The sequence below is a fragment of the Microbacterium sp. GW823-FHT02G05 genome, from assembly GCF_058797175.1.
Genome location: NZ_JBXAJK010000001.1, coordinates 680,460 through 700,750, shown reverse-complemented (window position 1 = coordinate 700,750; position 20,291 = coordinate 680,460). Strand labels below are relative to the sequence as shown.

The following is a 20,291-nucleotide window of genomic DNA, read 5'->3' as shown; positions in this document are numbered from 1 at the left end:
CCGCCGCGGTCCCCGCCGACTCGGCTGTCCGCTCGGATCCTCCAGTTCATAGAAGGCAAGATCCGCGCCGGGCTGACCTTCTACAGGCCATCTCCTGCACGCCAGCGCTGCACACACACACACACACCCACGCACGGCGGTGTGAGGCGGACCACGACCACACGGATAACAGCATTCCGCGCCCGAGACGCCTCGTCTCCCGACTCATCGCCGAGCGCTTGATCCGGGAGCCATATGTTTCACGTGAAACGCAGCGATCTCGCGAACGTTGACGTCTAGGTGGAGTGCAGAGGGGTTCTCGTGGGTGTCGATGTTTCACGTGAAACGTGGGCGTAGCTCCGTTCGATCCCGTACCTGTGTTTCACGTGAAACATCACCTGGGATCGAGGGCTCAACTGGCCTGATCGGCGACGCTGGCGTGCCAGCGACGGTGCTTCTCGCTGTCGCCGAGCATGCCCCAGACGATCGTGGTGAGCTCCGGGTAGTCCAGGGCGATCTGTCTCAGCACCCGATACTGACGCGATTCGTTGGGACGCACGCCCCCGTTCGCAGCGATGTTGTCGGCGCGAAGAAGAAGGACGACCAGTTCATCGACGCTGGGCAGCTCCTCCATGAACGACCAGGGGTCCTCTCCCCCGAGCAGCCGCTCTTGGACGAGAACTGCCAGCTCGTCAGCGGCCTCCGCGCGAAGCACTTCGAGGCTCGCGCGCCGGGGTACAGAATCACTCACCTTCCCAGCCTAACTGCCTACCTTCGCCCGGGACTCTGAGCGCGCACATCTCGCCAGCGACGGGTGGCTGCCAGCGCGCCCTCACTGCGCAGCGATCGCGAGGGTTCATCACAGGCGATCGTCAGCGGGAGAGCTGTTTACCGCGCAGGAGCTGACAAGCACGGGAAGCGGGCCATGTCTGCCCACTCCCCCGCGCAACCCCAACTCGTCCGTGCGGGCGCCGCGGTTGGGTGACTCGCCACCGGGCACGCCGACGGTCAGTGCCCGTGCCTGTGCCCAACAGAGGTCGCTGTGTGGCGAAGGCCCGTCAGCGAGCCCCGTACTCGGCCTCGCCGATCTCCTGGAGGATCCGATTGAGGTCCTGGATCGAGGCGAAGTCGATCTTCACCTGCCCCTTTCGTGCACCCAGCGTGATCTGCACCCGCGTATTGAGGCGGTCTCCGAGCTTGCCCGAGACCTCATCCAGGTACGCGCGGCGCGCGCCGGCAGTGGGCTTCGCCGCCCGAGGAGTCGCCGTCGTGATCTGCTTCGCTGCCTCTTCGGCGGCTCGCACCGAGAGGTCTTCGTTGACGATCTTGTCAGCGAGGCGCTGCATGACGTCCGCATCATCCAACGACAGGATGGCGCGAGCGTGCCCCGCGCTCAATACGCCTGCTGCCACACGCTGCTGCACAGGAACGGGCAGCTTCAGCAGACGGATCGTGTTGCTGATCTGCGGACGCGATCGTCCGATACGTGTCGCCAGCTCTTCCTGCGTGATGCCGAAGTCTTCAAGGAGCTGCTGATAGGCAGATGCCTCTTCCAGAGGGTTGAGCTCCGAGCGGTGAAGGTTCTCGAGCAGAGCATCGCGCAACAGGTCTTCGTCTGCAGTGTCACGAACGACCACAGGAATCGACTCCAGCCCCGCTTCACGGGCGGCACGGGTACGGCGCTCACCCATGATCAGTTCATAGGCGCCCTGACCGTTGAGACGCACCACGACGGGCTGCAGGACACCGAACTCACGCACGCTGTGTACCAGCTCGGCGAGGTCGTCTTCCTTGAAGTGCGTACGTGGCTGACGCGGATTGGGCACGATCTCGTGCGGATTCACGTGCACCAGGCGTGCACCGGGTACCGCCAGGAGATTCTCGTCCACAGCGTCTGCGGACGGAGCTGCGTCGATCTTCACGCCGGGGAAGAACACATCAACCGGCCGCTCCGTCTGATCCGACGTCGGAATGAGTGCTCCTATGCCGCGTCCCAGTCCCGTGCGCTTGGCCATCAGTTCTTTCCCTTCTTGGCGGCGCTCGTGGCCCGCCCAGCGATCTCTACCGCTGCCTCGCGGTACGCGATCGCGCCCGCAGACTGTCCATCGTAGGCAATCACAGTCTGCCCGAAGCTCGGCGCTTCAGAAACACGCACCGAACGCGGAATCACCGTGGACAGAACCTCTTGCGGGAAGTGCTCACGCACTTCATCCGCAACCTGATGCGCCAGCCGAGTGCGGCCGTCGAACATCGTCAGCAGAATCGTCGAGAGATGCAGCTTCGGGTTCAAGTGCTTCTGGATCATGCGAATACTGCCCAGCAGCTGGCTCAATCCCTCGAGTGCGTAGTACTCGCACTGAATGGGGATGAAGACCTCAGTAGCCGCCGTGAAAGCGTTGATTGTGAGCAGCCCCAGAGACGGCGGACAGTCGATGATGACGTAGTCGACGCGCTGCTCGGAGAGATACTCATCCAGAGCGGTCCGGAGGCGGTGTTCACGAGCGACTTGCGAAACGAGTTCGATTTCTGCACCGGCCAGGTGAATGGTGCTGGGAGCACAGAACAGGTTCGGGGATTCCGGGCTCTGCTGCACGATCTCGGCAAGTGCCACGTCGTTGATCAGAACATCGTAGATGCTCGACGTTTCAGCCGTGTGGGGTACCCCTAGCGCTGTGGAGGCATTCCCCTGGGGATCGAGATCGATCACGAGGACCTTTGCGCCCAGAGAAGCCAGAGAAGCGGCGATGTTCACCGTCGTGGTCGTCTTCCCGACGCCACCCTTCTGGTTGGAGATCGTGAAGACCCTCGTCGGGCCCTCGAACTTCACTGAAACCATCTCGAGCGAGCGTCGACGTGCCGTCAGATCAGCAAGTTCGCGCGCAAGGGGTGTGTCCGTACCAAAGCCGGGGGTTGATGTCTCATCGGACTGTTTCACGTGAAACATCCACTCCTTTCGACTGCGTTCGCATCGGAACGTGCCTTCCACTCTAACGGGGAGTGAGGACATGTTCCCATTGAGCGATGTTTCACGTGAAACATCGCTCACGCTCCCCTATGAAGCGCGGACCTGGGCCCGGATGACGCGAGTGGTCTCCTCGATCACGCCTTCACCAAGAACTTCCACGCGCACATCGCTCAGACGGAACTTCTTGATCTGCTTCTCGGCCGCGGAGATCTCATTCGCGGCGTTCACTCCCTTGAGAACAGTGATCTCCCCTCCGTCGCGCACGAGCGGGGCAGTCAGCGGAATCAAGGTGCGCAAGGCGCTGACGGCACGAGCGGTCACAACATCGAATGCGGCAAGGGGGCGTACTTCTTCTGCACGAGCCCGAACAACGGTCACGTTGGAGAGGTCAAGCTCCTTCACCTGCTCGTTGAGCCAGGTGACGCGCCGCTCCATGGGCTCGATCAGCGTCCACTGGACATCCGGACGCGCGATCGCAAGCACGATGCCCGGCAGTCCGGCCCCGGATCCGACATCCGCGACGGAACCGTGGAATAAGGGAGCAGCGATCACGCTGTTCAGAATGTGTCGGTTCCACAGGCGCGGAAGCTCCAAGGGACCGATGAGGCCCCGTTCCTCGCCCTGATCTGCGAGCGCAGCGGTGAATGCCCGCGCCTTCTCGATCGTTGGACCGAAAAGCTCCGCAGCGATGGCCGGCTCACGCTCCACGGGGATACTCTCAGTCATATCGCCCGCACCCGATGTTTCACGTGAAACATTCATCGACGGCGAATGACCGTGTGGCGGTCAGCACCCTCACCATAGGACTCCGAGATCAGGTTCCGCTCCGCCACGATGTCGTGCACCAGCTTGCGCTCGTAGCTCGACATAGAAGGAAGCGAAGCCTGCGAAGCGCCCTCGTCGAGCTTTGCTTCCGCGTGATCCACGAGCGTCTCGAGCTGACGCCGGCGCACATCGCGGGACCCCCCGATGTCGAGAATCAGACGCGAGAAGGCACCGGTCTTGTTCTGCACGGCGAGACGCGTGAGCTCCTGCAGTGCCTGCACCGTATCGGGAGCAGAAACGAGTCGCAGCGCGTCGTCTTCTGCTTCGACCGAGACGTATGCACGTCCCTGTCGTACATCGAGTGTCAGGTCACCGTCGATGTCTGCGATGTCAAGGAGTCCTTCGAGGAAATCCGCCGCGACATCACCCTCGTGCTCGAGATCAGCGATCGTCGTGTTCGAATCTGCTGCGGAATCACTGGACCGCTCGTCAATCGTGCTCACTGAGGGTCACCCTTCTTCTTCGCGCGCTTCTTGCCGACGGGCTGCTGGCGCTTCGGAGCGTTGGCCTTGGCCTTCTCGCTCTCCTTGAGCAGACGCTGCTGCTCAGCCTCGTACACCGCAATCGGAACGACCTTGCCCGACGAGTCGATGGCCTTGCCCTTGCGGGCCAGGCGCTCTTCACGAGCCTTGGCAGCCTCAGAGCCGGGGGTCGGCATCTCACGAATGACAAGGAACTGCTGCCCCATTGTCCAGAGGTTGCTGACGAACCAGTAGACGACGACGCCGAGCGGGAAGAAGACACCGGAGAAGATGAAGCCCAGCGGCAGGATGTAGAGCATGATCTTCTGCATCTGGTATGCCTGGCCTGTCTTGGCCTCCGGCGACAGGTTCTTCGAGATGATCTGCAGCTGAGTGATGAACTGCGAGATGATCATCAGCGCGACGAGGACCACAAGCAGGATGATCGCTGCCATGTTCTGGGTCTCGATCGCTCCGCCGAGCGTGCCATGCAGCGAGACGGATCCGAAGATCGTCGCGTCGTAGAACTCCTTGGTGAGCTCAGGGCTGAGCAGCCCCACACCACCCAGGTCAGTGAGCGCGTGCTTGGTCACATCGTTCAGCACGCTGAACAGCGCGAAGAAGATCGGCATCTGCACCAGCAGCGGAAGGCAGCTCGACACCGGTGTCGTGCCGTGCTTCTTGTACAGCGCCATGGTCTCGCGGCTCATGGCCTCGCGAGAGAGCTGATCCTTCTTACCACGGTACTTCTCCTGAACTTTTCGCAGTTCAGGTGCAATTTCCATCATCTTCCGCTGGCTCTTGATCTGCTTCACGAAGAGCGGAATCAGCGCAGCGCGAACCACGATGACAAGACCGACGATCGACAGCACCCAGGTGATACCCGCCGCCGCCGGCAGACCGGCGAGGGTGAGCAGCCAGTGCCAGGCGACGAGGATGAGCTCGACGGCCCACTTCAGCGGCCAGAGAATCGTGCCGAGCAGATCGAACCCACCCGCGGCCGGAGCCGGGGTGGAAGTGCTGGCCAACAGAAGGTCGAGACCCACCGATCAGTCCTTTCGGGAAGGTACGACAAACCCTCGCGGCGTGAGGGAATATCGGAAGTTCTTGCGCGGCTGCACATCATCGACGCCACCGCGCGTCCAGGGATTACATCGCAGCACGCGCCATGCCGCCAGCGCCGCGCCTTTCAACGCGCCATGCTGTTGCACCGCACCTACAGCGTAGGCGGAACAGGATGGGTAGTACGCACAGACATCTCCATACATTGGAGAGATCACTCGTCGATATGCGGCAAGAAGGCTCAGAACCAGGTTCCGCGGCACAAGCACGATCGCGCGAAGCGCGTCCTGCGCCCGGAATTCCGCCGTTCCCCGAGAGGATGCCGGCAGCGCGCTCATCTCGTACTCCGAACGAGGGCACGCTGGACGTCGTCCAGGAGTTCTGCGAAGGATGCGTCGGCGGACGACGGCAGGGCACGGATGACCACATCTGTTCCGGCCGGAAGCGTCGACGAAAACTGTGCGCACACAGCCTTGAGCCGACGACGCACAGTGTTTCGAATGACCGCGTTGCCGACCTGCTTGCTCACGATGAAACCGAATCGAGGAACGCGATCCTCATCGTGGGACAGCACGGAGGTCACCACGCGGGGGCCGCCGTATCGCCGACCGCGGCGAACGACCATGCGATAGTCGCTTCCGCGAGTGAGCCGATACGGACGGCCGAGCACGAGGCTTACGCCGAGAGCTCGGTGCGGCCCTTCGCGCGACGCGCTGCGAGGATCGCGCGGCCGGCGCGGGTGCGCATGCGGGCGCGGAAGCCGTGCTTCTTGGCGCGACGACGGTTGTTGGGCTGGAAAGTGCGCTTGCTCATGAGTTACTCCGGAGTGTTGTCGCCGGGATCACTTCGACCGGAGACGTGGTGGACAACGACTGCCATTTCAGGCATAAGTCAACCGATTAAGGCTACGTCTTCCGCCTCGGATTGGCAAACCCGCAGCATCCGCCTCTGCATTATCCACAGCCTCGGTTACCTCCGCGGAAGGAACACACCCCGCGATTTTCCGCTGACAGGTTGCCCCGACCCCTGTCGCTGACTAGCGTTGCACGAGCAGTTATCCACAGGCGGAGGATTACCCCATCCTCGCCGTTCCGAGCCCCCCGGAGCACCATGTCATCACCGTCGCACCCCGATGTCCCGATCTGGAATGAGCTGATCGCGGCTCTGGAAGGGGACGATCGGCTCACGCCGCAGCTGTGGGGCTTTCTGAGTCTCGCGGTGCCGGCGGGTGTCATGGGTTCGACGCTGTACCTGGATGTTCCCAACGATCTGACGGCTGCGCAGATCAACAAGCGCATGCGGATGCCCATCATGGAAGCACTCGTCGGCATCGGCGACGAGGTCACGGCCTACAGAGTGGTCGTAAATCAGGAGCTCGCGGAGCAACCCACGCTCTCGGCACCGGTGGCGGAGTTCTCCGCGCGTCAGGATGCGCAACGCCCGGAATCGCCGATGGAGCCGCAGCCCACTCCCCTTCGGCACGAATCCCGCCTGAATCCGAAGTACACCTTCGACAACTTCGTCATCGGACAGTCGAACCGCTTCGCACACGCCGCGGCCGTCGCTGTCGCCGAAGCGCCGGCGAAGGCATACAACCCACTTTTCATCTACGGTGACTCGGGTCTCGGCAAGACGCACCTTCTCCATGCGATCGGCGACTACGCACAGTCGCTCTATCCCGGGGTCCGCGTGCGATACGTCTCGAGCGAGGAGTTCACGAACGACTTCATCAACTCGATCGCGAACAACCGCGGATCCGCCTTCCAGGCGCGCTACCGCGACGTCGACATCCTTCTGATCGACGACATCCAGTTCCTGCAGGGTCGCGCCGAGACGCAGGAAGCCTTCTTCCACACCTTCAACACGCTTCACGACCACAACAAGCAGGTCGTAATCACGAGCGATGTCGCGCCAAAGCACCTCACCGGATTCGAAGACCGGATGCGCAGCAGGTTCGAGTGGGGGCTCATCACGGATGTGCAGGCGCCCGACCTTGAGACCCGCATCGCGATCCTCCGTAAGAAGGCGCAGAGCGAAGCACTGCACATCCCGGACGAGGTGCTCGAGTACATCGCGACCGTCGTCTCCTCCAACATCCGCGAACTTGAGGGTGCTCTCATCCGCGTCTCCGCATTCGCGAGCCTCAACCGCTCGACGCTCGACATGTCGCTTGCGCAGACCGTTCTGCGAGACATCATCGATCAGGCCGAGGACAACATCGTCTCGCCGACCGACATCATCACGGCGACGGCCGCGTACTTCAAGCTGACGGTGGACGACCTCTACGGGTCAAGCCGTTCGCAGCAGATCGCCACAGCGCGCCAGATCGCCATGTATCTGTGCCGCGAGCGCACGAGCCTGTCGTTGCCCAAGATCGGTCAGCTCTTCGGCAACCGCGACCACACCACCGTCATGTACGCGTACAAGAAGATCAGCGACCTCATGAAGGAGCGTCGCTCGCTCTACAACCAGGTCTCCGAGATCACCACGCAGCTCGGTCGTCGCTAGAGCACACGGAAAGCGGATGCTGCGCAGGGCCTCCTGCGCAGCTCACAATCACAGGGCGGATCGTCAGATCCGCCCTTTTTGGTCTCTCAGAACGATTCTGCGCAGCATCCACTCGTGTCCGTCCGACCCGCAGGATGCTTCTGAGAGGCCGAAAACGGCCTTCTGAGCGTCGAAAACGACGAAACCGCCCAAATTGCACATGTGGATAACCTGTGGATGACACGCGGTGAGGATGACAAGAAATCCCCAGATCCGATCGCTGCCTGTGGACAACCTTGTAAATCCCACGCGTGTGATTCTTCGAGTGATCCCACTGTTTCCGCAGGAAATCCACATGTCACACTCGTGTAGTTCCCTTGTCTCTCCTGGAATCCCCAGACTTATCCACAGTTTCCACAGTTGTTAACACTGTTAAGAAGTTAACTCTGAAGAGGGCGATCGATCACCTTGGGAGGGGTCGTGGTGTGAGCGGACTTGGGCGTTAGCATGGGAGCCCGTGGGGTTTGCCCGCAGAAAGACGACAGAGGAGCGCCCGTGAGGTTCCAGGTCAATCGAGACGTGTTCAGCGAAGCAGTGTCGTTTGTCGTCAAACTGCTACCCCAGCGCAATCCGCAGCCGATCCTTGCGGGCGTGCTGATCGAGGCGGGCGACAATGGACTGACTCTGTCAGCGTTCGACTACGAAGCCTCCGCACGCACGACGATCGAGGCAACGGTCGACGAGCCGGGCACGATCCTTGTGCATGGACGACTGCTGTCTGACATCGCAAGCCGTCTGCCCAACGCGCCGATCGAGATCTCAGTCGAAGAAGACGGCGGCATTGCAGTGCGCTGTGGATCCGCACGTTTCACGCTCGCTTCCATGCCGGTCGAGGAATACCCTTCGATCCCCGAGGTGACGGGCACATCAGGCCTCGTGCCCGCCGATGAGTTCGGCACCGCGATCGCACAGGTCGCCTTTGCAGCGTCGCGCGACGATGTCACCCCTGTCCTTACGGGTGTGCAGCTCGAAGTGAGCGGCCAGCAGCTGAGCCTGGTCGCCACGGACCGCTACCGGGTGTCACTGCGTGATGTTCCGTGGGATGGCGAGGAGTCCGAGCAGACGGCACTCGTTCCTGCGCGCACTCTCCAGGAGGTCGGAAAGACGTTCGGCCATGCCGGCACGATCCAGATCGCGTTCTCGGGCGAGGGCGACCGCGAGATCATCGCGTTCACGGCCGGCAACAAGACCGTGACTTCTCTCCTGATCAAGGGCAATTTCCCCCCCGTTCGTCGACTGTTCCCCGAGCAGACCGAGCACCACGCGGTCGTCAACACAGCCGAGCTCACCGAAGCCGTGCGTCGTGTCGCGCTCGTGCTCGACCGTTCCGCCCCGCTGCGCTTCACCTTCTCGTCCGACTCGGTGACGATGGACGCATCCGGCAGCGAGCAGGCGCGCGCCTCCGAGTCGGTCGACGCGCACCTGATCGGCGGCGATGAGGTGACGCTGGGCCTCAACCCGCAGTACCTGCTCGAAGCACTCGGCGCCGTCAAGAGCGAGTTCGTCCGCGTGACCTTCACGTCCAGTGACAACGCCAACAAGCTGAGCCCGGTTCTCGTCACGAGCCAGACGTCGGTCGATCAGGCCGGGCTGGATTCGTTCAAGTACCTGCTGCAGCCCAACCTTCTGCTGCGCTGAGCGTACGTTCGAGGGTGAGTCTGGTCGGTCGCGGTCTGCTGTTCACCCGCGGAGCGGCCAACGTCTGACCCGAAAGGTAAGGTGACTCGCGTGATTGTGGAGCACCTCAACCTGGTCGATTTCCGCAATTATGCGACCGCAGATCTCACGCTGCACCGCGGTCCGAACGTGCTGGTCGGCCGCAACGGGCAGGGCAAGACCAATCTTGCCGAGGCCATCGTCTTCCTCGCCACGCTGGGATCGCATCGCGTTTCTTCGGATGCGCCGATGGTGCGTGACGGCCACGATGCGGCATTCGTGCGAGCCCGACTCGCCCATGGTGAACGCACTGTGCTCGTCGAGGTGCAGATCAACAGGCAGGGCTCGAACCGTGCGCGCATCAATGGCTCGCCGGGGCGCACCGCCGACCTTCCTCGCTATGCGCATGTCGTGCTGTTCGCCCCGGAAGACCTGCAGATCGTTCGCGGTGACCCATCCGCCCGCAGAAGATTCGCTGATCAGCTGCTGATTCAGCGGACACCGCGCATGGCTGCGGTCATCGGTGACTACGAGCGCGTACTCAAGCAGCGCACCGCGCTGCTGAAGTCGGCACGCGCCCGAGGCATCCGCGGCGACGCGCTCACGACCCTCGATGTGTGGGACGAAAAGCTCATCGCACTCGGCTCCGAGATCATCGACGCGCGCTCGCGTCTGGCTGCCGACCTGCAGCATCCCCTCGCGTCGGCCTACCTGGCGATCGCCGGTGAGGACCACTCCCCGACACTCGCCTGGGCGCAGTCGATCCGGGGCGGCGATCCGGAGGAGGGCGATGACGCGGCATCCGCGGAATCGAGTGATTCCACGGCAGAGCTGTTCCGTTCAGCCCTGCTCGCAAAGCGCGCAGCAGAGCTCGACCGCGGACTGACTCTCGTCGGCCCGCATCGTGATGATCTGATCATGAGGGTGCGCGGACTGCCCGTGAAGGGGTATGCGTCCCATGGCGAGTCCTGGTCGGTGGCCCTCTCCCTGCGGCTCGCATCCGCAGAGCTGCTTCGTCACGAGTCCCCGGCCGGCGACCCGGTGCTGATCCTCGATGACGTGTTCGCCGAGCTCGATGCGGATCGTCGACAGCGTCTTGCCAGCCTCACCTCCGGTTATGAGCAGGTGCTCGTGACCGCTGCCGTCGAAGCCGACATCCCTCCGGTGCTGCATGCACATGTTGTTCGGATCTCTGCGGGGACGATCAGCGACGAGCGCGATGTCGCCGATCAATCCGCAGATCAGATAAAGAAAACAGAACGAGAGGAGCAGGCCGATGTCGATGGATGACGTGCCCGAGACCGTCGCTACGTACCTGCGACTTCGCGGTCTGCAGCCGAGCTCGAGCTCCTGGAAGCGCAAGCGACGCATCGTCACGGATGACGACAACGCTCCGTTCACTCCCGGACGGGATCCCGGCGTGCTGGGCGATGTCCTGCAGAAGCTCAGCAAGGACTCCGGGTGGGAGATCACGCTCAGCCGCGAGGATCTCGTGCGGCAGTGGCACGATCTGGCGGGCGCAGAGACAGCCCAGCATTCGCAGCCGGTGTCGCTGGAGGGCGGAATGCTCACGGTGCAGTGCGATTCGACGGCGTGGGCCAAGAACCTGCAATTCATGCGGGCGGTCATCATCACGGAGATCGGTCGGAGGTACCCGGAAGCGGGTGTGGAGAACATTCGCTTCATCGGGCCAGACGTCCCCTCGTGGAAATGGGGTCCGAGAGCCGTTCCAGGGCGCGGTCCGCGCGATACCTATGGCTAGGACATGATCCATCTTGTCCCCCGGGTAAATCGACGCGCAGAAGGGCGTATAAGCCACATGGCAGCTCGATCCGCGATAGGATGAGTATCTAGATTTCGATGTGGAGCCTTGCCTCAGATGACGCCTGAAACCCCTGATGAGAACGAGTCGACCCAGACGAACGGGGGTTCCGCACCCTCCGATACTGCTGCCGACGCCGAAACGTCTTCCATGAAGCCCTCGGCCGACTACGGCGCCGACGCGATCCAGATCCTCGAAGGTCTCGAAGCCGTGCGCAAGCGGCCCGGCATGTACATCGGCTCGACCGGACCTCGCGGTCTGCACCATCTCGTCTACGAGATCGTCGACAACTCCGTCGATGAGGCCCTCGCCGGCTACTGCGACACGATCATCGTCACACTGCTGGCCGATGGTGGCGTCCGTGTCGTCGACAACGGCCGTGGCATCCCGGTCGATCCGCACTCCTCCGACCCGTCGAAGTCCACGGTCGAGGTCGTTCTGACGATCCTGCACGCCGGTGGAAAGTTCGGCGGCGGCGGGTACGCGGTCTCCGGTGGTCTGCACGGTGTGGGTTCGTCCGTCGTCAACGCCCTCTCGACGCGCTTCGAGGTCGAGATCAAGCGTCAGGGCTTCGTCTGGAACCACGCGTTCGCGAACGGCGGCCACCCGCAGCAGGGTCTTGTCAAGGGTGCGGCGACGGAGGAGACCGGTACGACGATCTCCTTCTGGCCGGATGCTGAGATCTTCACTGACACAGTCGAGTTCGACTACGACACGCTGCGCACGCGCTTCCAGCAGATGGCCTTCCTCAACAAGGGTCTGCGCATCGAGCTGCACGACGAACGTGAGGGCACCGCTCAGGAGATCGAGAAGGACGGCGAAGTCATCGTCGAACTTCGCAACGATGTCTTCCTCTACGAGCGCGGTCTCGTCGACTACGTCGAGTACCTCAACCGCATCCGTCACGCCGAGGTCGTCAACGACGAGATCATCGCGTTCGACTCGGAAGACACCGTGCGCAAGATCTCGCTCGAGGTCGCGATGCAGTGGACGACCGGGTACACCGAGAACGTCTTCACGTACGCGAACACGATCAACACGCACGAGGGCGGCACGCACGAAGAGGGTTTCCGCGCGGCACTGACGACGCTCGTCAACAAGTACGCCCGTGCGAACAACCTTCTCAAAGAGAAGGACGACAACCTGTCGGGTGACGACGTTCGTGAGGGACTCACCGCGGTCATCTCGATCAAGCTCGGTGAGCCGCAGTTCGAGGGGCAGACGAAGACCAAGCTCGGCAACACCGAGGCGAAGGCCTTCGTGCAGAAGGTCGTCGGCGATCAGCTCGGCGACTGGTTCGACCGCAACCCGAACCAGGCCAAGAACGTCGTCCGCAAGGCGATCGACGCCGCGACAGCGCGCATGGCTGCGCGCAAGGCGCGTGAGACCGCCCGCCGCAAGAGCGTGTTCGAGTCGGCGGCGATGCCCGACAAGCTCAAGGACTGCACGAGCAAAGACCCTTCGATCAGCGAGATCTTCCTCGTCGAGGGTGACTCCGCAGGTGGCTCGGCGGTGCAGGGTCGCGACCCGCACACGCAGGCGATCCTCGCACTGCGCGGAAAGATCCTGAACGTCGAACGAGCGCGTCTCGACAAGGCGCTTGGCAACCGTGAAGTGCAGGCGATGATCCAGGCGTTCGGCACGGGAATCGGCGAGGACTTCGACATCGAGAAGGCCCGGTACCACAAGATCGTCCTGATGGCGGATGCCGACGTCGACGGTCAGCACATCACGACGCTGCTGCTGACGATGCTCTTCCGCTACATGCGCGGTCTCATCGAGGCGGGCTTCGTGTACCTGGCGATGCCGCCGCTGTACCGACTGAAGTGGTCGAACTCGGCACACGAGTACGTGTTCAGCGACGCCGAGCGCGACGCCCTGCTGGCGCACGGGCTCCAGAACGGCAAGCGGATGCCCAAGGACGCCGGCATCCAGCGCTACAAGGGTCTTGGCGAGATGAACGCCAAGGAACTGTGGGAGACGACGATGGATCACACGACCCGCACTCTGCGACAGGTGACCATCGAAGACGCGGCTGCTGCCGACGAGATCTTCAGCGTGCTGATGGGTGAGGACGTCGAATCGCGACGCACCTTCATCCAGCGCAACGCGAAGGACGTTCGCTTCCTCGACATCTGATCCTGGCGCGCGAGACGAAGACAGAAAAGACACACATGACTGACGAAGAACGCCCCGAACCGGCACACGACCACGGACGCATCGACCAGGTCGACCTCCAGTCGGAGATGCAGCGGAGCTACCTCGACTACGCGATGGCCGTCATCGTCGGCCGTGCGCTCCCCGATGTGCGCGACGGCCTGAAGCCGGTGCATCGCCGCGTGATCTACGGCATGTACGACGGCGGGTTCCGACCCGACAAGTCGTTCTCCAAGTGTGCCCGTGTCGTCGGCGAGGTCATGGGTCAGTACCACCCGCACGGTGACTCGGCCATCTACGACGCCCTTGTGCGCCTCGTGCAGCCGTGGTCGCTGCGCTACCCCCTGGCGCTCGGACAGGGCAACTTCGGCTCCCCCGGCAATATGGGTGCTGCTGCTCCTCGATACACCGAAACCAAGATGGCGCCCCTCGCGCTCGAGATGGTCCGGGACATCGAAGAGAACACGGTCGACTTCCAGGACAACTACGACGGCCAGACGCAGGAGCCGACGGTCCTGCCGGCGCGCTTCCCGAACCTGCTCGTCAACGGTTCTGTGGGTATCGCGGTCGGCATGGCGACGAACATTCCGCCGCACAACCTGCGTGAGGTCGCGGATGCTGCACTCTGGGCACTGGAGAACCCGAACGTCTCCCGCGAGGAGATGCTCGACGGTCTGATCCAGCGCATCCCGGGCCCGGACTTCCCGACCGGCGCGCAGATCCTCGGCACGAAGGGCATCCACGAGGCCTACCGCACGGGTCGTGGCTCGATCACGATGCGCGCCGTCGTGAACGTGGAAGAGATCCAGGGCCGCACGTGCCTCGTGATCACCGAACTGCCGTATCAGGTGAACCCCGACAACGTCGCGGTCAAGATCGGTGACCTCGCCCGCGATGGCAAGATCACCGGCATCGCCGACATCCGCGACGAGTCCAGTGACCGCACAGGTCAGCGTCTCGTCGTCGTGCTCAAGCGCGATGCCGTCGCCAAGGTCGTTCTCAACAACCTCTACAAGCACACGCAGCTGCAGGAGAACTTCGGCGCGAACATGCTCGCGATCGTCGACGGCGTGCCGCGGACGCTCGCGATCGACGGCTTCGTCACGCACTGGCTCGCCCACCAGCTCGAGGTCATCGTCCGGCGCACGCAGTTCCGCCTCAACGAGGCCGAGAAGCGCATGCACATCCTGCGCGGCTACCTCAAGGCGCTCGACGCGCTCGACGAGGTCATCGCCCTGATCCGCCGGTCGCAGACCACCCAGGAAGCGAACGAGGGCCTGCAGCGGCTCCTCGAAATCGATGAGATCCAGGCCGACGCGATCCTGCAGATGCAGCTTCGTCGTCTTGCCGCTCTCGAACGTCAGAAGATCATCGACCAGGCTGCCGAGCTCGAGGCGCAGATCGCCGACTACAAGGCGATCCTCGCCGACGAGGGCCGTCAGCGCAGGATCATCCGCGAGGAGCTGGTGGCGATCGTCGACCGTTTCGGTGACGAGCGTCGCACGCACATCCTGCACGGCTTCGACGGCGACATGTCGATGGAAGACCTCATCCCCGAAGAGGAGATGGTCGTCACCGTCACGCGCGAGGGATACATCAAGCGCACGCGCAGCGACAACTACCGCTCGCAGCACCGCGGTGGCAAGGGTGTCAAGGGGGCGCAGCTGCGCGCCGACGACGTGGTCGAGCACTTCTTCGTCACGACGACGCACCACTGGCTGCTGTTCTTCACCGACAAGGGCCGGGTCTACCGCACCAAGACGTACGAGGTGCCGGAGGCCGGTCGCGACGCCAAGGGCCAGCACGTCGCCAACCTGCTCGCCCTGCAGCCGGACGAGAACATCGCGCAGATGCTCGACATCCGCGACTACGCGACGGCCTCGTACCTCGTGCTCGCTACCCGCAACGGCCTCGTCAAGAAGACGCGTCTCGAGCAGTACGACACCAACCGCCAGGGCGGAGTCATCGCGATCCGTCTGAACGACGACGACGAACTCGTCAGTGCGCTGCTCGTCGACGCCGAGGACGACATCCTGCTGATCAGCTCGCACGGCATGTCGGTGCGGTTCAGCGCCACCGACGACGCCCTGCGTCCGATGGGTCGCGCGACCGCCGGTGTGAAGGGCATGAAGTTCCGCGAGGGCGACTGCCTGCTCTCGGCGTCCGTCGCGGCACCCGGTCAGTTCGTGTTCGTCGTCACTGATGGCGGCTACGCGAAGCGCACGAAGATCGAGGAGTACCGGGTCCAGGGACGCGGTGGTTTCGGCATCAAGGTCGCGAAACTGAACGACGATCGGGGCACTCTCGCGGGTGGTCTGATGGTGTCCGAGGAGGACGAGGTCTTGGTGGTTCTTGCCAGCGGCAAGGTGGTACGCTCTGCCGTGGCCGAGGTCCCTGCGAAGGGTCGCGACACCATGGGCGTCGTCTTCGCTCGCCTCGGCGGCGATGACAAGATCCTTGCGATCGCTCGCAACAGCGAGCGAGGACTGGCAGAAGAAGCCGAAGAGTCCGACGCCGCAGACGCTGACACCGAGACCCCCCAAGAAAGCACTGAAGCATGAGCACAGTAGCCGACAAGCTGGCGAAGAAGTCCACTCACAAGACCGCAGGCAAGCAGGTTCGCCTGCGCCTGGTCTACATCGACTTCTGGTCGGCCGTGAAGCTGTCCTTCCTCGGTGCGGTGGCGATGGCGATCGTCACGCTCGTGTCGTACTTCCTGGTGTACATGGTGCTGCAGGCCACGGGCCTCATCGGCAAGGCGGATGAGTTCGTCAGCGGTTTCACCGAGGGTGCGATCTCGCTGTCCACGATGCTGGGTCTGCCGCAGGTCATGGCCTTCGCCGCCGTCATCGCGATCCTCAACCTGATCGTGTTCACGGTGCTGGGCGCGATCGTGGCCGGTATCTACAACCTGGCCGTCAAGGTCACGGGCGGCCTGCTCGTCGGCTTCACCTCGACCAACTGAGTCTTCTCAAGAAGGGCCGGATGCTACGCAGCATCCGGCCCTTCCTCGTCCCCGCTAGACGATTCCCGTCGTGCCGAGGAGGGTGCCGAGTCCCCACGTGACCACCAGCGCCAGTGCTCCGCCCAGCACCAGACGCATCATCGATCGACCTGGCTTCGCCCCGCCGATCTTCGCTGACACCCAGCCAGTCAGCGCAAGCGCGAGCAGCACGGCCACGAAGGTGACGGGCACGCGGATGTCGGCCGGCGGAAGAAGTATTGCCAGCAGCGGCAGCAGAGCGCCGAGGGTGAAGGCGATGGCGGACGAGACCGCCGCATGCCAGGGATTCACGAGATCGTCCTGGTCGATGTTGAGTTCGACCTCGAGGTGTGCGGCCAGCGCGTCATGGGCGGTGAGCTCTTTCGCGACGGTACGGGCGGTCGCATCCGATAGTCCGCGTTGACGGTACAGCTCTGTGAGTTCCGCCAGTTCTTGCTCTGGCATCGTCGCCAGCTCGTGAGTCTCTTTCGCGATGAGCGCTCGCTCACTGTCGCGCTGGCTGCTCACCGAGACATACTCCCCGAGCGCCATGGAGATCGCACCGCCGACGAGGCCTGCGATTCCCGCCGTGAGCAGCGCGCCATTCTCGGTCGTGGCTCCCGCCACACCGACGACCAGGGACGCGACCGAGATGATGCCATCATTGGCGCCGAGGACGCCGGCGCGCAACCAATTGAGTCGCTGGCTGATTCCGACGGCGTGTGGTTCGCCGGTGTGTGAGGTGCTCATGCGCCCAGTGAATCACGCACGGCACGCCCGGGGCGTGCGAAATCTTCGGGAAAACCCGAAGTCAAGCATCCGGATGCCTCGGTGTCGGCGGATACGGCACCGGCCGTAGTTTGTAAGCATGACAAGCAACCTGCCTCCGACTCCCCCGGCGGCGTCGCCCGCGCAGGCGCCCACGGCACCTGTCCCTCCGACAGCTCCCGCCGCGTCCGCTCCCGCCGCGTCCGGAGGAGCGACCGAAAAGCGCACGCCTCCGCTCCGCCTGTTCCTCACGACCGCACAGCTCGCGGCTTTGGGCATCGTGGGCACGATCGTCTGGACGGTGCTCACCACCCTCCTGGGCACAGGTCTGGCGCTCGTCCTCGTCGCAGGAATCGGTGTCGTCCTCCTCGTCGGTCTTGTCTATGCCCTTTTCGGCGTCGCCTGGTTCGAGGTGGCGCGTATCGATGCGCTGTACCGCTTCGACCTGCCGCCGCTCACCTGGCGGGCGCAGACGCGACCCGGGTTCGGCGGGTGGCTGCGCACGCTCGGACGACAGAGCATCGACGGCCGCATGTGGCGGGCGCTGGCGAACTTCGCGATCGCGTGTGTGCTGGGTGCCCTCGTCCTGCGCCTGTTCTGGTGGGGCATCTGGTCGGCGGTCAGCGCATTCGCGCCGCTGGCGAACGCAGAGTTCGTGACGACCGGATGGGGAACTCCCATGTCGGTGGCCTGGGCACCACTCGCGGGTATCGCCGGAGTCGGTGCGGCCTTCTTCGGAATCTGGGGCCTCGTGGCCCTGCACCGCGTGATCTCGCGGGCGATCATGGCCGCTCCGATCCGCGAGGAGCGTCTGACCGAGCAGGTGCGCACGTCCTCCGCACAGCGTGAAGGCGCCGTGCGCGCCGCCGATGTCGAGCGCACTCGTATCGAGCGTGACCTCCATGACGGGGTGCAGCCCCGGCTGGTTTCTGTCGGAATGACTCTGGGGATGGCCCAGCAGAAGATCGAGACGGACCCGGATGCCGCGAAGGCGCTCATCGAGGAGGCGCACACCTCCACGAAGGCGGCCATCACCGAACTGCGCCAGCTCGCTCGTGGCATCCACGCCTCGGTGCTCGACGACCGAGGTCTCGACGCGGCACTCTCCGCACTGGCCGGCAGGTCGCACATCCCCGTGCATCTCGACGTGCGCGTGGACGGCCGATGCAGCCGCGACGCGGAAGCCGCCGTGTACTTCGCGATCGCGGAGTCTCTCACCAACGCCGCGAAGCACTCGCGGGCCAGCGAGAGCCGGGTCGTGGTGCGGGTGCGCGACGGCGGAACGCTGTGGGCGCGCGTGGAGGACAACGGCATCGGCGGTGCGCAGGTCACGCCGGGCGGAGGCCTGGATGGCATCTCGAACCGCATCCTCGCCGCCGGCGGAACCGTGCGCATCGACAGCCCGCATGGCGGCCCGACGAGCCTGGAGGTGACGGTGCCATGCGCATCCTGATCTGCGAAGACTCTGTGCTGCTGCGCGAAGGGCTCGCTCGTCTGCTGCAGGATGCCGGCCACGAGATCGTCGCGGCGCTGCCGGATGCCTCCGAATTGCACGAGACCGTCGCCGAAACCACACCGGATCTGTGCATCCTCGATGTGCGACTCCCTCCGACATTCACGGATGAGGGCATCCGCGAGGCACTCGTGCTGCGCAGACAGAATCCGCAGCTTCCCGTGCTCGTGCTCTCGCAGTACGTCGAGGAGCGGTACGCGAGTGATCTGATCGCCGGACAGGGTGGCGCGCTCGGATACCTGCTCAAGGATCGCGTGGCAGATGTCGCGGAGTTCGTCGAGTCCGTCGAACGGATCGCCTCCGGAGCCACCGTGCTCGACCCGGAGGTCGTCGCCCAGCTGCTGACCCGACGCAATCAGGACGACCGGATGCGCGCGCTGACCGAGCGCGAGCGCATGGTGCTCGCTCTGATCGCTGAGGGGAAGTCGAACCAGGCGATCGCCGGAATCCTGTTCGTCTCAGAGGCGAGCGTCGAGAAGCACATCACTGCGATCTTCCAGAAGCTGGGCCTTGAACCCGACGAGTCCGGTAACCGCCGCGTGCTCGCCACCATCGCCCACATCGATCACACCGGCGGAGCCGCATCCGCTGACCGAACGAATCGGTGAGCGCCGGCCTCGCCGCGCCATCCCGTCACAAAGACAGGACAGAGAAATGAACACCACACCGCACACTCCCCCTCCCGCCCCCAGTCCTTCGCCGGAAACGCCGAGGCCGCCCTCACGAACAGCAGCGGTGGCTGCGATCACAACAGTCACAGCGATCGTCGGTGGCGCGGTTCTCCTCATCACCGGCGCCACGGCCGCCTACGGAGCGGTACGACAGATCACATCGACGAGCTCCACCGAGGTCACAGCGACGGTGGATGCCACAGGTGTGACCGCGATCGACGTGGAAGCCGGAGGCGCCGATGTCGTCCTGCGATTCGGTGACGTCGATGAGGCCGTCATGGAGGTCTCCGGGCAGTCGAACGGCTGGACCATGAAGCGCGACGAGGATGAGATCCTCGTCCGTGATCCGCGCGTCGGCTTCGGCTGGTGGATCTCCGGCTGGTTCGGCGACCAGACCACCGTCACGATCACGCTGCCGGAAGCGCTCAACGGGCGGATCGACGCCGACCTCTCCCTCTCGGCGGGCAGCATGCGCGCGGACGGTGACTTCCGTGACCTGGACATCGGGGTGAGCGCAGGTGGACTCACCGCAAGCGGCTCCGCCCAGTCGGTCACGGCCGAACTCAGTGCGGGGAACGCCGAACTCCGGCTCGCGAACGTCCGCGAGGTCGACCTGAACGCATCCGCGGGACGGATCGTGGCCGAGTTCACGGGATCCGCACCCGACGAGGTCGAGCTCGAGCTGAGCGCAGGAAGCATGGACGTCACACTCCCGGACGTCGAGTACGCGGTCACCCAGGACCTCTCCGCGGGGTCGCTGGAGAGCGAACTGCGCACCTCGTCAACGTCTCGGCACGTGGTGTCGGTCTCCGCATCCGCGGGCAGCATCGAACTGTTCCGCGGGCGCTGATCGGCGCGTCGCGGGCTCGATTGGGAGTTTCG

General features: G+C 63.9%; 20 protein-coding genes. 10 read left to right on the top strand and 10 right to left on the bottom strand.

The window, feature by feature from the left end:
- Positions 1-391: 391 nt before the first annotated feature.
- The 9 genes from AC1REM_RS03285 to rpmH all read right to left on the bottom strand — a co-directional run bounded on the left by AC1REM_RS03285 (position 392) and on the right by rpmH (position 6,105).
- A complete protein-coding gene (locus AC1REM_RS03285) occupies positions 392-730 on the bottom strand; it encodes a tryptophan synthase subunit alpha (protein WP_454126478.1) in 339 nt (112 codons plus the stop codon).
- A 307-nt stretch (positions 731-1,037) separates the two neighbouring features.
- The gene (locus AC1REM_RS03280) at positions 1,038-1,994 is read right to left on the bottom strand and encodes a ParB/RepB/Spo0J family partition protein (RefSeq protein ID WP_492513310.1); all 957 of its coding nucleotides are present in this window, start codon (positions 1,992-1,994) and stop codon (positions 1,038-1,040) included.
- Complete coding sequence (locus tag AC1REM_RS03275; protein WP_492513309.1) at positions 1,994-2,923, bottom strand: ParA family protein; 930 nt, start codon at positions 2,921-2,923, stop codon at positions 1,994-1,996. The genes AC1REM_RS03280 and AC1REM_RS03275 overlap by 1 nt, the downstream gene beginning before the upstream one ends.
- 108 nt (positions 2,924-3,031) lie before the next feature.
- The gene (gene rsmG, locus AC1REM_RS03270; RefSeq protein WP_492513308.1) at positions 3,032-3,670 is read right to left on the bottom strand and encodes a 16S rRNA (guanine(527)-N(7))-methyltransferase RsmG; all 639 of its coding nucleotides are present in this window, start codon (positions 3,668-3,670) and stop codon (positions 3,032-3,034) included.
- A gap of 32 nt (positions 3,671-3,702) precedes the next feature.
- On the bottom strand, positions 3,703-4,212 hold the full coding sequence (locus AC1REM_RS03265) for a Jag family protein (protein ID WP_492513307.1): 510 nt from the start codon (positions 4,210-4,212) through the stop codon (positions 3,703-3,705).
- Positions 4,209-5,276, bottom strand: a complete 1,068-nt coding sequence (gene yidC / locus AC1REM_RS03260; protein WP_492513306.1) for a membrane protein insertase YidC — start codon at positions 5,274-5,276, stop codon at positions 4,209-4,211. Before yidC ends, AC1REM_RS03265 begins: the two co-directional genes overlap by 4 nt.
- 3 nt (positions 5,277-5,279) lie before the next feature.
- Positions 5,280-5,630, bottom strand: coding sequence for a membrane protein insertion efficiency factor YidD (gene yidD / locus AC1REM_RS03255; protein ID WP_492513305.1), 351 nt, complete (start codon positions 5,628-5,630; stop codon positions 5,280-5,282).
- Positions 5,627-5,962, bottom strand: coding sequence for a ribonuclease P protein component (rnpA, locus tag AC1REM_RS03250; protein WP_492513304.1), 336 nt, complete (start codon positions 5,960-5,962; stop codon positions 5,627-5,629). Before rnpA ends, yidD begins: the two co-directional genes overlap by 4 nt.
- Positions 5,963-5,967: 5 nt before the next feature.
- Positions 5,968-6,105, bottom strand: a complete 138-nt coding sequence (rpmH, locus tag AC1REM_RS03245; protein WP_058724833.1) for a 50S ribosomal protein L34 — start codon at positions 6,103-6,105, stop codon at positions 5,968-5,970.
- A 297-nt stretch (positions 6,106-6,402) separates the two neighbouring features.
- Here rpmH and dnaA point away from each other — a divergent pair, with 297 nt between their 5' ends.
- The 7 genes from dnaA (at position 6,403) to AC1REM_RS03210 (ending at position 16,439) form a co-directional block, all read left to right on the top strand.
- On the top strand, positions 6,403-7,800 hold the full coding sequence (dnaA, locus tag AC1REM_RS03240; protein ID WP_204938571.1) for a chromosomal replication initiator protein DnaA: 1,398 nt from the start codon (positions 6,403-6,405) through the stop codon (positions 7,798-7,800).
- Positions 7,801-8,334: 534 nt separating this feature from the next.
- Positions 8,335-9,477, top strand: a complete 1,143-nt coding sequence (gene dnaN / locus AC1REM_RS03235) for a DNA polymerase III subunit beta (RefSeq protein WP_204938570.1) — start codon at positions 8,335-8,337, stop codon at positions 9,475-9,477.
- Between the two features lie 90 nt (positions 9,478-9,567).
- Positions 9,568-10,785 (top strand): DNA replication/repair protein RecF, encoded by a 1,218-nt coding sequence (gene recF, locus AC1REM_RS03230; protein WP_492513303.1) that lies wholly within the window; start codon positions 9,568-9,570, stop codon positions 10,783-10,785.
- Positions 10,772-11,257: a DciA family protein gene (locus tag AC1REM_RS03225; protein WP_378786218.1), complete on the top strand. Its 486-nt coding sequence runs from the start codon at positions 10,772-10,774 to the stop codon at positions 11,255-11,257. Before recF ends, AC1REM_RS03225 begins: the two co-directional genes overlap by 14 nt.
- Positions 11,258-11,467: 210 nt before the next feature.
- Positions 11,468-13,456 (top strand): DNA topoisomerase (ATP-hydrolyzing) subunit B, encoded by a 1,989-nt coding sequence (gene gyrB / locus AC1REM_RS03220; RefSeq protein ID WP_492514466.1) that lies wholly within the window; start codon positions 11,468-11,470, stop codon positions 13,454-13,456.
- Between the two features lie 35 nt (positions 13,457-13,491).
- Positions 13,492-16,035: a DNA gyrase subunit A gene (gene gyrA, locus AC1REM_RS03215; RefSeq protein WP_492513302.1), complete on the top strand. Its 2,544-nt coding sequence runs from the start codon at positions 13,492-13,494 to the stop codon at positions 16,033-16,035.
- Positions 16,032-16,439 (top strand): DUF3566 domain-containing protein, encoded by a 408-nt coding sequence (locus AC1REM_RS03210; protein ID WP_492513301.1) that lies wholly within the window; start codon positions 16,032-16,034, stop codon positions 16,437-16,439. The genes gyrA and AC1REM_RS03210 overlap by 4 nt, the downstream gene beginning before the upstream one ends.
- A gap of 54 nt (positions 16,440-16,493) precedes the next feature.
- Here the strand turns inward: AC1REM_RS03210 and AC1REM_RS03205 are convergent, their stop codons facing one another.
- Positions 16,494-17,207: a VIT1/CCC1 transporter family protein gene (locus AC1REM_RS03205; protein WP_492513300.1), complete on the bottom strand. Its 714-nt coding sequence runs from the start codon at positions 17,205-17,207 to the stop codon at positions 16,494-16,496.
- A 118-nt stretch (positions 17,208-17,325) separates the two neighbouring features.
- Here AC1REM_RS03205 and AC1REM_RS03200 point away from each other — a divergent pair, with 118 nt between their 5' ends.
- The 3 genes from AC1REM_RS03200 (at position 17,326) to AC1REM_RS03190 (ending at position 20,259) form a co-directional block, all read left to right on the top strand.
- Positions 17,326-18,678, top strand: a complete 1,353-nt coding sequence (locus AC1REM_RS03200; RefSeq protein WP_492513299.1) for a sensor histidine kinase — start codon at positions 17,326-17,328, stop codon at positions 18,676-18,678.
- A complete protein-coding gene (locus AC1REM_RS03195) occupies positions 18,666-19,346 on the top strand; it encodes a response regulator (RefSeq protein ID WP_492513298.1) in 681 nt (226 codons plus the stop codon). Before AC1REM_RS03200 ends, AC1REM_RS03195 begins: the two co-directional genes overlap by 13 nt.
- Before the next feature lie 127 nt (positions 19,347-19,473).
- Positions 19,474-20,259, top strand: coding sequence for a DUF4097 family beta strand repeat-containing protein (locus tag AC1REM_RS03190; protein WP_492513297.1), 786 nt, complete (start codon positions 19,474-19,476; stop codon positions 20,257-20,259).
- Positions 20,260-20,291 lie beyond the last annotated feature (32 nt).

What these genes read in the sequence shown, in the direction of transcription:
- AC1REM_RS03280 (WP_492513310.1), bottom strand. Translation starts at nt 1,994, where the DNA reads ATGGCCAAGCGCACGGGACTGGGACGCGGCATAGGAGCACTCATTCCG.
- AC1REM_RS03275 (WP_492513309.1), bottom strand. Translation starts at nt 2,923, where the DNA reads ATGTTTCACGTGAAACAGTCCGATGAGACATCAACCCCCGGCTTTGGT.
- rsmG (WP_492513308.1), bottom strand. Translation starts at nt 3,670, where the DNA reads ATGACTGAGAGTATCCCCGTGGAGCGTGAGCCGGCCATCGCTGCGGAG.
- yidD (WP_492513305.1), bottom strand. Translation starts at nt 5,630, where the DNA reads ATGAGCGCGCTGCCGGCATCCTCTCGGGGAACGGCGGAATTCCGGGCG.
- rpmH (WP_058724833.1), bottom strand. Translation starts at nt 6,105, where the DNA reads ATGAGCAAGCGCACTTTCCAGCCCAACAACCGTCGTCGCGCCAAGAAG.
- dnaA (WP_204938571.1), top strand. Translation starts at nt 6,403, where the DNA reads ATGTCATCACCGTCGCACCCCGATGTCCCGATCTGGAATGAGCTGATC.
- AC1REM_RS03225 (WP_378786218.1), top strand. Translation starts at nt 10,772, where the DNA reads ATGTCGATGGATGACGTGCCCGAGACCGTCGCTACGTACCTGCGACTT.
- gyrB (WP_492514466.1), top strand. Translation starts at nt 11,468, where the DNA reads ATGAAGCCCTCGGCCGACTACGGCGCCGACGCGATCCAGATCCTCGAA.
- gyrA (WP_492513302.1), top strand. Translation starts at nt 13,492, where the DNA reads ATGACTGACGAAGAACGCCCCGAACCGGCACACGACCACGGACGCATC.
- AC1REM_RS03210 (WP_492513301.1), top strand. Translation starts at nt 16,032, where the DNA reads ATGAGCACAGTAGCCGACAAGCTGGCGAAGAAGTCCACTCACAAGACC.
- AC1REM_RS03205 (WP_492513300.1), bottom strand. Translation starts at nt 17,207, where the DNA reads ATGAGCACCTCACACACCGGCGAACCACACGCCGTCGGAATCAGCCAG.
- AC1REM_RS03200 (WP_492513299.1), top strand. Translation starts at nt 17,326, where the DNA reads ATGACAAGCAACCTGCCTCCGACTCCCCCGGCGGCGTCGCCCGCGCAG.
- AC1REM_RS03195 (WP_492513298.1), top strand. Translation starts at nt 18,666, where the DNA reads ATGCGCATCCTGATCTGCGAAGACTCTGTGCTGCTGCGCGAAGGGCTC.